General features: G+C 40.5%; 9 protein-coding genes and 1 riboswitch. Of the genes, 4 read left to right on the forward strand and 5 right to left on the reverse strand.

What is annotated here, in order from left to right:
• Positions 1-50: 50 nt before the first annotated feature.
• From PAUR_RS08190 to PAUR_RS08200, 3 genes are read right to left on the reverse strand one after another with little or no spacing between them, the layout of a single operon-like run.
• Entirely contained in the window at positions 51-2843 is a 2793-nt protein-coding gene (locus PAUR_RS08190; RefSeq protein WP_192507283.1) for a coiled-coil domain-containing protein, read from the reverse strand.
• On the reverse strand, positions 2840-3391 hold the full coding sequence (locus PAUR_RS08195; protein ID WP_192507284.1) for a condensin complex protein MksE: 552 nt from the start codon (positions 3389-3391) through the stop codon (positions 2840-2842). Before PAUR_RS08195 ends, PAUR_RS08190 begins: the two co-directional genes overlap by 4 nt.
• A complete protein-coding gene (locus PAUR_RS08200; RefSeq protein ID WP_192507285.1) occupies positions 3378-4640 on the reverse strand; it encodes a hypothetical protein in 1263 nt (420 codons plus the stop codon). The genes PAUR_RS08195 and PAUR_RS08200 overlap by 14 nt, the downstream gene beginning before the upstream one ends.
• A gap of 149 nt (positions 4641-4789) precedes the next feature.
• Here PAUR_RS08200 and nhaD point away from each other — a divergent pair, with 149 nt between their 5' ends.
• From nhaD to PAUR_RS08220, 4 genes are all read left to right on the forward strand, one after another.
• A complete protein-coding gene (gene nhaD, locus PAUR_RS08205) occupies positions 4790-6037 on the forward strand; it encodes a sodium:proton antiporter NhaD (RefSeq protein ID WP_192507286.1) in 1248 nt (415 codons plus the stop codon).
• A gap of 118 nt (positions 6038-6155) precedes the next feature.
• A riboswitch (Lysine riboswitch) is annotated at positions 6156-6327 on the forward strand.
• Between the two features lie 87 nt (positions 6328-6414).
• Positions 6415-7761, forward strand: a complete 1347-nt coding sequence (gene lysC / locus PAUR_RS08210) for a lysine-sensitive aspartokinase 3 (RefSeq protein ID WP_192507287.1) — start codon at positions 6415-6417, stop codon at positions 7759-7761.
• Between the two features lie 102 nt (positions 7762-7863).
• Positions 7864-8394, forward strand: a complete 531-nt coding sequence (locus PAUR_RS08215; protein ID WP_192507288.1) for a DUF924 family protein — start codon at positions 7864-7866, stop codon at positions 8392-8394.
• Between the two features lie 108 nt (positions 8395-8502).
• Positions 8503-9825: a sodium-dependent transporter gene (locus PAUR_RS08220; protein WP_192507289.1), complete on the forward strand. Its 1323-nt coding sequence runs from the start codon at positions 8503-8505 to the stop codon at positions 9823-9825.
• A 54-nt stretch (positions 9826-9879) separates the two neighbouring features.
• On the opposite strand, the gene PAUR_RS08225 is transcribed toward PAUR_RS08220, so the two are convergent.
• Both PAUR_RS08225 and PAUR_RS08230 read right to left on the reverse strand, forming a co-directional pair.
• Positions 9880-11184: an NAD(P)/FAD-dependent oxidoreductase gene (locus PAUR_RS08225; protein WP_192507290.1), complete on the reverse strand. Its 1305-nt coding sequence runs from the start codon at positions 11182-11184 to the stop codon at positions 9880-9882.
• 142 nt (positions 11185-11326) lie between these two features.
• The gene (locus PAUR_RS08230; protein ID WP_192507291.1) at positions 11327-12193 is read right to left on the reverse strand and encodes an AraC family transcriptional regulator; all 867 of its coding nucleotides are present in this window, start codon (positions 12191-12193) and stop codon (positions 11327-11329) included.
• Between the last annotated feature and the right edge of the window lie 223 nt (positions 12194-12416).

Consider the following 12416-nt stretch of genomic DNA (forward strand, 5'->3'; position numbering starts at 1 on the left):
TTATCTCCTAAAGGGCTGAATTACTTCAGCCAATACAGCATATTGTCCACTCAGACAGCTTGATTCGTAGAATGTTCCACTTCAATCCAATCTTTTTCAGACACCCAGTTCTGGCTACCGTTTTTAACACTTCGGATCGGCACGATATAGTCGCAACTTATTTGCGGCTTTACAGATGCAAATATTGGCACAAATCCAAAGCTTAACGCAGTTTCGATAATCGCTTTTTGGTTTTGTGGATCAATATCGGCGGCCTCATCAATATAAATAGGTATACGGTACAGAGCTTGTTCTTGGTCAGACAACAAATAACGTATAAACAACATACCACATAACAACTTAATTGTAATACGGGTGCCATTAGAGCCAGCTGAATCAATTTTATCGAAATGTTCAGTTTCACCGGCGCGATTGACTATTTCAAAACGAATATCGAATAGATCAGTGAGTGTTAAACCCGCTTTCTCACTGGCCAATTTAATCAAGTGATCTTTGGCCTCATTGACGGCCTTTTCGTCTGAGGGCTGTTCTGAAAGTAAATCTAGGTTATCTCCCTTTTCATAATTGTCAGAGGTGGCGATGATGGTATCAATACTCTCCACGAGCATTTTTCTAGGTATAATATTGATCTTAAATGACTTAAGATTTGAAATACGATGTTGGCTGATCCCACGGTTAAAGCTATTCATCTCTCGGCGGAGACGATCTAAGTCTTCACGCAAGCCCTTAATTGTTGCCGCAACCTCAGTCAATGCGACGCGCGCTTGACGGTCTACTGCGTCTCTTTCGTTGTCGATATTATGGTATGCACTAATAAGCTTGGTGTATTTATTTGCCTCATCCGTTTCATTATCAAATTTGGTGATCCCTGCATTGTAAATATGCAAGTAAGTATTTTTAACGTTAACCGCTAAGTTTCTTAACTCATTACAATCTTTATTAAATTGATGAATGACTTCAGATAGGTTATCAAACTCGATGGTGATTTCTATAGGATAGGGAGCAAGCGAGCCACTGTACAAATTCAATGTATGATCTAGTCGTTCGGACTTTACTTGGCGTAATCGGTCAGCTTGGCGAGTTAATAAATCTTGTTTACTTTTAATGATGGAGCGTCTGTCAGAGATGGAGCCAGCATTGCGTTGAACATCTTGTAAATATTCGTCAACTTGCTCTCGCTCAACGTGCAATTGCTCTTTTAATAACTCTTGTGCTTCTACTGATTGTAGCATTGTTTGATATTGCTCGAATCGTTTGAGTGATCCTTCCAATGCCATGAGTTCATCATACAATGCATCACGCTCTTGTTGTTTTTGGGCAACGTTTGCCGCAACGTCTCGTTGTTGTTGAAACTCTTTCAATGATTGCTGAAGAGCGGTTAACTGTGCAGCTAATTGCTCCTTATTTTCACCACTTTGCATTTGTACTGGAGTCAGTTTTTTAAGTTTAATACTGGCACCGGGGACCGTCAATTCACCTCCTTTTACTGAGGCGGATAGTTGACTTAAGAACTCACCAAAAGCATCTTCATCGGTGATACTAACTTCACCTTGGTTGGTCGTAGCAAATGACAATAAATCAGGGTTAAGTATACGAGATATTTCTTCAACCTCTTTGAGTGATAGGTCTTCACGCATACGTGTAAACAAGTTAAATTCTAAGTTCTTGAGTTGTAACTTTAAGCTCTTAATTTGTTTTTGTGTTTCATTGATCCTAAAGTCGAGCGTATGTAAGCTTTGTCCATGCGCGCTATTGATAGAAAAAGACAGCTGTTCATATTCTTTTTTCAATAGCTGTAGATTGGTTTTTAGAGTGGCGTGATTGGTGAGCTCAAACTCAGTTTTTAGGCCGTGGTAGTTAATAAACCATTGTTCAATTTGTGTTTGACGACGCTCAATGTCTCTAGACTGTTGTAAATATAACTGCTGTTTTTGTTCAAAATCGTGTTTCTCTTGTTCAATGTTAGTCAGTTGCTCTGAAAGCTCAGTATGTTGCGATTGTTGGTATTCTTCATACTCGCCTAAGGCAATATCTATTTTAGGTGCGTAGGCTGCTAGCTTTCCTTTGAGTGTTGCATCAGTGTTAAGCATTTCCTCTAATGCACCGATGGGCTCTTGCATTGATTCTAAAGCGGTAAGTTCTCGACGGGAGCGATTAACTTTATCGAATGCACGACGCCATACTTCGTAAAAATCAACTCGAGAGTTTGACATATGTCGCTCAAATACACGCAACATAAAACGTTTTACATCTTGTGCACCTAGCTTATGTAGATTAAGTATACGTCTAAATATTTCTTTATAAATACCAGCATCTTGGACGTTGTTAAGTGGGATCATTTTTAAATTGATGTCGCCATCAAATTGTGTGGCGCCGCCGGTTAAAAGTGCATTGAGTTCTGCGGCTTTTAGTTCTACGGGACTCATGCCCTTGCTTTGTAGGTGTTTGAATAATTTAGTGTATTTTATGATGCTTTTACCTTCAGTAAAGTCATCTAGGTTTAGTTTACCTGGGTAGCAAAAAAATTGGTGTGCAAACCCAGCTATTTTGCCAAGGCCAGCAACGCCAATTACTACATCTCCATGGGGGAGGTTTGCTTCGAGCAAAATATAGGATTGGTCAGACGAAAAGTAAAACTTTCGCGTTTCTTCTAAATCATGGCCATCCCACTCGGTCAATCGTAAATCATTGATAAGAGGAAATTGTAAGGCATTAATAACCGAACTTTTACCGGTGTTATTTGGTGCGCAGATAGAAGCACTTTTATTGAGTGGGATCACGCACTTCGCATAGCCCGCGGTATTTAATAGCGCTAATTTACTTAGGCCGTATAGTTCACTCATACTTCTTCCTCTAGTCCATCAAAATTTGTGTCGTTTACTTCCATTAGTGCATCAATATAACGATATACGGGCGCTAAATGGATAAAACCTCGCTCAGTTTCTTTCGCTAGTCCAAGTCTAATCATCCTGAGATATACATCTTTACGGAGGTCGGAGCCTGAGAAAATCTCAAGTTGATCAAATAAGTGTTTATTTAACTGCACTAAAGTTTGCATCAGCTCGAGATCTGCCGGCTCGTCAAAAATTGCACGCAAAGGATCTTTTCCCTGATTGGCAAAGTGTTCGATAAGAATAAAGAGTGTGAGTGCAATGGCACGAGAAATTTTTCCCATGTTAGGGGTACTTTCATCACTTGCGAGATAGTAGAACCCACGAGCATCGTGTTGTAGATCATGGCCTAAGGCATTAAATAGTGCTTGATAGGCGCCAATGTTCTGGTCGAGTTGTTGCCATAACGTCGTGTCTTGCTCACTGATATGATAGCCACTGGCCAATTTCTTGTTAATGGCTTGTAATTCTGTTAGTTCTGTTAAATTAATTGTTGTCATTAGTGTGTTCTATTTTTGTACTGGCATTAAATGGGTAGAGAGAGAAGTCATGCTCTGCTATGTTCACTGTGACTCGCTGTTCATCTTGCGCCAGCTCCAGTGCTTCATCACTGATTAGCTTTTGATATAAAAATAATAACTCATCAGCGTCTAAGTCAGGGTAGTGCCCAGTGAGAAACCCGAGTAATGCAATTTTAGTTTTACCTGTATTTGAAAAGCTTTTCTTAACATCTGCATAGTCTGGAATATGCGGGCTTTGATATGCAGGGACATCACTTTGATCTGGAAGTTGATATTCATCATGTTCAAATTCGGCCAAGCCAGCCATATAAGCAACCATGTGTCGTTGCTGGCCAAGTGAAAAGCGCTGAATGTCTGATACGAACTCTGGTTGAACAGGGCTTAACATTGGATCAACCCCATTCTTACGGATCATTGCGAGTACTTTGGATGCTTGACGCGTAATTAAAGAGTTTCTGCGTAATTCTTCACGCAATGGCATTAACATATCTGCACTTTTTCTTAAGCTTTCCCTGCCGACCAAGTGCATATCCAAGATTCGTGTGCGCAGTTGTTCAAGCATACGTTTGTCTTGGGCACCACGGCCATATAATTCAATATCATCAATTTGTTGGCTCAACTGATTTTCAATGACGTTAAAACAGGCATGAAACTCACCGCGTATATCAACCATTTCTAACATCGGTTCTATATATTCGTCAAATGCCTCAATAACTGCGCGATACCGTTTTTGTAGTGATATTGAGCTGCTATCAGATTTTGCTTGTTCGACAATGTTGAAAATGGCATTTTCATTATGTAAAAATAATTTAATGATCTTTCTGACGCGCTCATCCATGATTCGGCTAAAACGCCGTAGTTCACTTTGATCACCTTCATCAGCAGCTTGTTCTAGGCGGTTACCGAGTCGTTCAAGGTCTTTGACCAGAACGGTGATCTCTTGTGCCAAACCTAGGTGCTCTTCTTGTAACAGAAAACTTGCGAAATCTGCGACAGCCCGATTTATTTCCAACTGCGAAGATTTAGCCAGTGGAATGATGATTTCTTGATTGAGTAAGCGATTAGTTTCTCTGAATATTCGTTCACTGGTCCATTGAGGATTTTTGTGTTTTATGATGTTTTGAACATCTTTGACGCTAAAATCGGTCATTTTAAAGCGTTTAAAAAGTAGCTCCAATACGCTCCAATGTTCATTTAGCGTATTTAAAACTTTCTTAGCTGGGATCATAACTTTCCAGAGTGTATCTTTTATGTGACGTTTATAGGAAATTAATTGGGCTTAGTCGTAGCGTATCCTATATGTAAGTGCTAGACTCCGCGCCGAATTACGTTACCTTTCTAAATTTTTAACTTTTAATTACAGGTTGTTTACGCATTATGGTTACGCCCATTATCCTTACCCTAATAGCGATTGCGTTTGTGCTTATCGTTATAGAGGATATCATCCATGTAAACAAGGCCAAAACCACCCTTTTTTTTGGTACTTTATGTTGGATTATCGCTTTTATCTCACCTATTCATGGTCAAAGCCCAGAAAATGTACAACATGCGCTAGATCATAACATTCTTGAAATCGCCACATTGTGGTTGTTTTTGATGGCTGCAATGACGTTTGTAGCTTATCTAAACTCTAAGGGGTTTATACAAAATATTGTGCATCGTGTTATGCCATCTCAGATCAGTGAGCGTAAGCTTATGTTCTTGGTAGGCATTGCCGCTTTTGTATTTTCCTCGATTTCAGACAATATTACCGCAACCTTGATTTCTTTGGCAGTAGTTATGTCGTTGAAGCTAGATCCAAAGAAGTTAATTAAGTATGCAACATTAATTATTTTTAGTGTTAACTCTGGTGGTGTGTCACTCATTACAGGAGATGTAACAACATTAATGATCTTCTTAGCGGACAAAGTTACTATTCCTAATTTATTGTTACTTGTCGGTCCTGCGCTGGTGAGTGTGGTAGCGCTGGCAGCTATGTTGTCTATAGGTATGAATGAGCAACTACGCTTTGAAAAGCAGATACAAAGACGGATAGAGAAAACGGATATAACGATTGCGGTGATATTTACTTCGACAATTTTTGCGACGTTATTTTTGAGTGTGCAGTATCAAGTGCCGCCTTTACTTACATTCTTATTTGGATTGTCGTTGATGTTTTTGGTTGCTCAATTCTTAATGCGCAAGAAAGATGTGAACAAGAAAATTATTGATTATATTCGAGAGATTGAGTATGACACTCTATTATTCTTTGTTGGTGTACTATTACTTGTTGGCGCGCTCAAAGAAGTGGGTGTCCTGGCCATGTTTACAGACCTGTATGTTTACATTGCACCAGAATATGCCAATTATTTAATGGGGTTACTCTCAGCGGCAGTTGATAACGTACCGTTAACGGCCGCTTTATTAAAGGCCGATATTGTGATGACGCCACAGCAATGGTTGATGTTTACCTATGCGACAGGGGTAGGTGGTTCAATGTTAGTGATAGGATCTGCGGCGGGAATTATCGCGATGAGCAAAGTGAAAGCACTGACGTTTATGAGCTACTTGCGTATGTTTTTATATTTGTTGATTGCATATACCATTGGCTATGCTGGGGCGTATGTCGCAGGGCAATTTATGTAGTTCACTACAAAAGGTACAATTTAGCACTTGACACCTAGACGTCTAAACGTTACTTTGTTTTTAGCCCGCGTAATATGCGGGCTTTTATTTTGCCTGTGTTCAGTAATGACGAGGCAAAATAAACAGAAGAGGTGCGATACTTAGGTATTTAGTGAAAGGTGACGAACGCCAAAGACCACTAAAGAGGGAAGTACTCGCCGAGGAAGCTCATAGCACGTCACTGTGAACTTTCGGTTTACGAGGTTGAATCCTTGGAACTGTCACCGTTTTGGTGGAGAGCTTCTGGCAATGGTTCCTTCTTTATTTGCAAAGCACCTTAATTGCCAAGTTCTCCTTATTTATTATGATTGCCCCCAATGCAGTCAAAAGGAGATATTATGAGTTCACAGTACACGGTCGCAAAGTTTGGTGGCACCAGTGTAGCCGATTTTGATGCCATGCACCGTTGTGCGCAAATTATTCACGATGACAATAATGTACGTGTTGTTGCTGTGAGTGCCAGTGCGGGAGTGACAAATCATCTAGTAACGCTAACGCAACAAAAAGCTGACGAAAGTGCACGTATGGCGTTAGTCGATAACATCATTAAAATTCAAGACTCGATTTTAGCCCATTTAACACTGGATGCGGATTTAGCACAGTCATTTAATTTAACCCTTGATGAGCTAAAGTCGTTGGCGTCTTTACCCGCGTTAAGTGCACAACAGTGTGATGAGATGTTGAGTTTTGGTGAGCGTTTATCATCATTTTTATTTACCCAAGTACTCAGAGATATAGGCGTAAACGCCGAGCGATTTGATGTACGTAAAGTGTTAAAGACTGATAACCAATTTGGTAAAGCCACACCGGATATTGCAGCGACACAGGTGGCGGCTCACAAGCACTTAATACCATTGTTAGATGAGAAGGTGATTGTGACTCAAGGTTTTATCGGCAGTGATCCATATAATCAAACAACGACGCTGGGACGTGGTGGCTCTGACTACAGTGCGGCTTTATTAGCGGAAGCTATAGAAGCAAAAAGTGTTCATATCTGGACTGATGTTGTTGGTATTTTTAGTACAGATCCGAGACTGTGTGTAAAAGCCACACCCATAGCCAAATTGAGTTTTGATGAAGCAGCAGAGATGGCTACTTTTGGTGCGAAGGTATTACATCCAGCAACAATATTACCAGCTAGCCGCAGTAATATTTCAGTGTTTGTCGGATCGAGCCGCGACCCACAAGCAGGCGGCACTTGGATTGAAAAAGACACATCATCACAAGCAGGGATCAGAGCTGTTACACAGCGGAAAAATCAAATATTGCTCACACTAAAGAGTCCTGAGATGTTACTTGCTAGTGGTTTTTTGGCGCGTATCTTCACGATATTGAGTGCTTATAATATCTCAGTGGACTTGGTAACAACATCAGAAATAAGTGTCGCGATCACGCTGGATAACGCATTGAACGCGTCACGACCTGAACTTGATCAAGATTGTTTAGAAGAGCTAAGCCAATTTTGTCATGTTACTGTTGAGAACAACTTAACACTGGTGGCTCTTATTGGTTCTCAGATCCAGTTACGTCAGCATGAAGTCAACTTAATGCAAGTGCTCAGTGATTTCAATATTCGACTGATTTGCCATGGCGCAAGTAAGCACAATTTGTGCTTTTTGGTTGAACAAACAGACTCGGATAATGTGGTTCAAGCCATTCACGCGAAGTTACTGGAGGCTGCGTAGCGGCTAGTATCTTTTTAGTAACAATAACTAGTAATTAAGTTTTAGATTGCATGGCGGTTGAATCCCGAGTAAAGTGACTATTACATAAACTGGGAGGCCGTCATGCAGTATCAAGATATCTATAATTTTTGGTTTGTCACTTGTTCAGAGTCTGATTGGTGGCAAAAGTCCGCGCATTTTGACATCAAAATAAAATCCCAATTTATGGTTCATTATAGAATGGCTGTACAAGGAGAACTCGCACATTGGCGAGCTGATCCTGTGGGCACTTTGTGTGAAATAATCGTGCTCGACCAGTTTTCTAGGAATATGTTTCGAGATACACCAGAGGCTTTTTCTGCGGATCCATTGGCGTTGTGTCTCGCGCAAAATGCCATTGATAAAGGCTTCGATAAACGCTTAAATGATACTGAGCTAAGCTTTTTGTATATGCCATTTATGCACAGTGAAAGTAAAATTATTCACCAACAGGCTGAACAGCTTTTCAGAGCTTTGCCTAATTATGAGTTCGAGTTATCCCATAAGCGAATTATTGATCGATTTGGCCGCTATCCACATAGGAATCAAATATTAAGCCGCGTATCTAATGATGAAGAGCTACAGTTTTTAATGGAAGCTGGCTCAAGTTTTTAGACATTAATCATATTTGTTGCGCCTATTCTAAATTTTCGACTCGCTGTCGCATTTTTCAAACAGTTAAGTATAATCAGCGGTCCAAAACAATAATCATATAGACTCGTTATGGCTCAATTGCGTGATGGCTTTCAAAGTCGACTTGGCTTTGTTCTTGCGGCGGCTGGTGCTGCGGTAGGACTTGGCAACATTTGGGGATTCCCCACACAAGCAGCGAACCACGGTGGTGGCGCATTTTTGCTTGTTTATTTCATTGTGATATTTCTTTTAGCGCTGCCTGCATTGTATACCGAGCTATATTTAGGGCATCAAGCGCAGGCTAACCCTGTTAAAGCATTAAAACAAGCGTGGCAAGAAAAGGGGCCGAATATTGGGGCCACGGCAGGCTATATTGGATTATTTGGTGCCATTGTAATGCTGAGTTTTTATTCTATCGTTGCTGGATGGATGTTGGCATACTCTATAGAACCGATTGCTCGCTTTTTGGGCTTTGACCAATTGAGTGCTTTTTTGGTGGGAGAATCCACACTTCGTAACTTTATATTTACACCTGTGATGTTGATCCTAACAGCAAGTATCATATTGAAAGGAGTGAAGTCAGGCATAGAAACCTGGTCTCGGCGTTTAATGCCAATGTTATTGCTGCTTTTAGTTGCACTCATTGTTTATATCGGCACGTTAGACGGTGCCGCGCAAGGGTTTCAAGCTTATTTGGTTCCTGATTTTTCACATATCACAGACCCCGACTTAATTATTGCGGCAATGGGTCAAGCATTTTTTTCATTGTCTTTGGGTGTTGGCTGTATGATGATTTATGGATCTTACCTGAAGCCAAACGCGAACTTACCAAAGCTCACTGCAAGTGTTGCGCTGTTAGATACAGGCGTTGCATTTTTAGCTGGTTTACTGATCATTCCTGCGATATTTGTTGCCCAACATAACGGGGTTGAAGTGTTCCAAGATGGTAAGCTAATAGGTGAAGGGCGCTTAATTTTTGCGGTTCTTCCTGAATTATTTGCCAGTATGGGAGAGGTGGGTTTAGTTGTAGGTTTAACATTTTTTGTTTTAATGTCGATAGCGTCACTGACATCAACCATCTCATCAACTGAAATACCAGTATCATTCTTAGTAGAAAACCACGGCTTAAAACGACATGTTGCAACATGGTGGGTCACAGCGACTATTTTAGTTGCTTCATGCCTTATTATCTTGAACTTTGACTGGATGTTTGGGCTCGTAATCAGCTTGTTTACGCAGTATCAGCTACCATTAATGGGCTTATTTTACTTTATTACAGTAGGGTGGATGTGGAAACGTGGTAACCAGTTACATCTCGAATGTAAAGGCCCACACTATTGGTTTGCCCAATATGTTCGTTTTGTTTGCCCTATTTTGATGACGGCGGTATTTGTAAACGTTGCACTTAAGTAGAGCGTATTATGCTACGGTCGACAATGGGTTGGGGGTAAACCCAACCCATTTCGTTTAATGTAACTTCATTTTTGGTCGGACAATTTTGAGCATTTTTTCACTCAGCCAAAGAATAAACGTACGGAGTGAGCCATGAATTGCGCGTTGATGCATTCTATACAACGAGACATACATTAAGCGTGCAACTTTCCCTTCAATGAAGAAGCTGTTTTTAGTTAAATTCCCCATTAAATTACCCACCGCGGTGAATTGAGATAGATTTACCAAAGACCCATGATCTTGATAGATAAATTGCTTGAGGGGTCTATCAAACACTGTTGCGATTAAATTATGTTGGACACATTGCGCCATTTGATGAGCCGATTGCGCCCTTGGGGGAACGATAGAGCCGTCAGCTTGGGTGAAGGCACAGCAATCACCAATGACATAAATTTGATTATCAACGGTACTTTGTAAGTATGAGTTCACTTGGATCTGATTATTTCGAGTCAGTTCAAAAATGTTTAAATCTTTAATGAAATCAGGTGCTTTTACACCTGCGGCCCATACTTTTATATCTGCTGGTATCGTGGTTTGTTGCACAGTGGTAAAGGCGCTTTTAGATGCAGATGCTACTTGGGTATTTTCGAGTACGGTGACACCCAATTTAAGCAGTTCACGTTTAGCCGCGCTTGCTATTCGCTCGGAAAGAGCAGGCAATATACGTGGACCTGCTTCAATTAAGCTTATTTGCAACTGATTTGCAGTCATATTGTTCATGCCGTACATTTTTAATAGCTGTGTAACATGATATAGCTCGGCTGATAACTCAACCCCTGTCGCGCCGCCGCCAACTATGGCAATGTTTAAGGGTTGGCTCGTATGGTTACTTTGGTGAATTCGGGTAAAATTATCTAATAGTGCGTGCTGGAAATTTTCCGCTTGAGCATGGGAGTCTAAAAAGAAACAATGTTCTTTTACACCAGGGGTATTAAAGTCATTGCTGACACTGCCAACAGCTAAGACCAGCTTATCGTATTGTACATGCCGTTCTGGGAGGATTTGTTGTTGGTTATCACCTAACAGTGGTTTTAATGTTAGGGTGTGTTGATGAGCGTCTAGGGCAATGAATTCGCCTAAAATAAAGCGAAAATGATGCTTTGCAGCGTGGGCAGAGTAAACGACGCCATCTAAATCAGCGTCAAGTGAGCCCGTTGCGACTTCATGCAATAATGGCTTCCAAATATGATTCCGGTTTTTATCAATGAGAATAATATCAGCGTATTGTTTTTTTCCTAATTTATGGCCCAGTTGCGTAGCCAGTGCTAAGCCACCCGCACCGCCACCAACAATCACAATCGTCGGGCGTTTTATAGACATAGTAATTCCTCATAAAGTAATAAAGGGCTACTATCAATATGCCTTTGAGTATTGATCATTAAGTAGTCCTTTATAACCTTGGGTAATGAGGCTACAACATCAATAACTTACCATACTTATTTAGTTGATTTAAAGGGAATAGTTAAATTAATGACGCTTGTTTCAATCGAGCTCTAAATGCGCTGGGTGTACAGGCTTTAATACTGAGAAAGCGGCGATTAAAATTGGAAATATTATTAAAACCACACTGGTCACTGATCACTGAAATAGGCGCCGAGCTACTTATTAATAATTTACATGCTTTGGCGATTCGTAGCTGATTAATGAATTCAGTAATGGTGCGCTCTGTGCGCTTTTTAAAAAACCTATGGAAGTGATTGGTACTCATATGTGCATACTGTGCGAGAGACTCAGCACTAAGCTGCTCACAGTAGTTGTCGTAAATGTAACTCATCACCTTTTCAAATTTGTCTTGTGCAGGGTCTAAGCTGTTAACAAATGAGAATTCTTGGCTCGATAATGTTTGAGCCTCACTTAAGCATAATGCATTAAGCAAGCTCATCAGTAGCGTAAAGCGTGTCAATGGGTCTGCTGCTTCCATCGCTTTGAACTGCGGAAAAATAGACTTAGCTGTAGCGGTACTAAAGCGAACACCGCACCTTGCTTTTTGTAATAATGTACTCAATGAATATAAGTCTGTGTTGTTTTGTATTAACCCTTCGAGCCACTTAACGGGAATTTGTGCAACATGTACTAATTGCTGCGAGCCATCTGGATTGGGAAGTGATTGCCAAGTATGTGGTAAATCGGGCCCTAACAGCACTAAGTCAAAATCACCATAGGGTGCAATATGATCCCCCACATGACAAACGCCTTGACTGTTTAGGGTTAAGCAAATTTCATATTCTGGGTGATAGTGCCAATTAAAGGGAATTTCATTTAGTTTATATAAACAATACCGCCATGAACAGTTGACGGAGGGAATAACCTTTTCACACATTGCTCTCATTAATAGCTCCTTTATTAAAGCGTCAGCACGTCGTTATCTATGTTGAATGGGTTGATTATTTATAGTGATACTAATCAATCAACAATTGCACCATATCACTCATAGAAGAAGGAAATGGTGAGTTTATAATGTTATCAGTTATTAATTATATATTAATTTATTGAGTGACAGCGATGTCAAAACGATAGGTTAGTATGTAAAAAGGTTTGAAATTGCCCACTGT

The organism is Pseudoalteromonas aurantia 208, assembly GCF_014858725.1.
Taxonomy (GTDB): domain Bacteria; phylum Pseudomonadota; class Gammaproteobacteria; order Enterobacterales; family Alteromonadaceae; genus Pseudoalteromonas; species Pseudoalteromonas aurantia.

Bases quoted from the DNA above. Each gene is read 5' to 3' on its own strand.
- lysC (WP_192507287.1), top strand. From the start codon at position 6,415: ATGAGTTCACAGTACACGGTCGCAAAGTTTGGTGGCACCAGTGTAGCC.
- PAUR_RS08230 (WP_192507291.1), bottom strand. From the start codon at position 12,193: ATGAGAGCAATGTGTGAAAAGGTTATTCCCTCCGTCAACTGTTCATGG.
- nhaD (WP_192507286.1), top strand. From the start codon at position 4,790: ATGGTTACGCCCATTATCCTTACCCTAATAGCGATTGCGTTTGTGCTT.
- PAUR_RS08220 (WP_192507289.1), top strand. From the start codon at position 8,503: ATGGCTCAATTGCGTGATGGCTTTCAAAGTCGACTTGGCTTTGTTCTT.
- PAUR_RS08195 (WP_192507284.1), bottom strand. From the start codon at position 3,391: ATGACAACAATTAATTTAACAGAACTAACAGAATTACAAGCCATTAAC.
- PAUR_RS08225 (WP_192507290.1), bottom strand. From the start codon at position 11,184: ATGTCTATAAAACGCCCGACGATTGTGATTGTTGGTGGCGGTGCGGGT.
- PAUR_RS08200 (WP_192507285.1), bottom strand. From the start codon at position 4,640: ATGATCCCAGCTAAGAAAGTTTTAAATACGCTAAATGAACATTGGAGC.
- PAUR_RS08190 (WP_192507283.1), bottom strand. From the start codon at position 2,843: ATGAGTGAACTATACGGCCTAAGTAAATTAGCGCTATTAAATACCGCG.
- PAUR_RS08215 (WP_192507288.1), top strand. From the start codon at position 7,864: ATGCAGTATCAAGATATCTATAATTTTTGGTTTGTCACTTGTTCAGAG.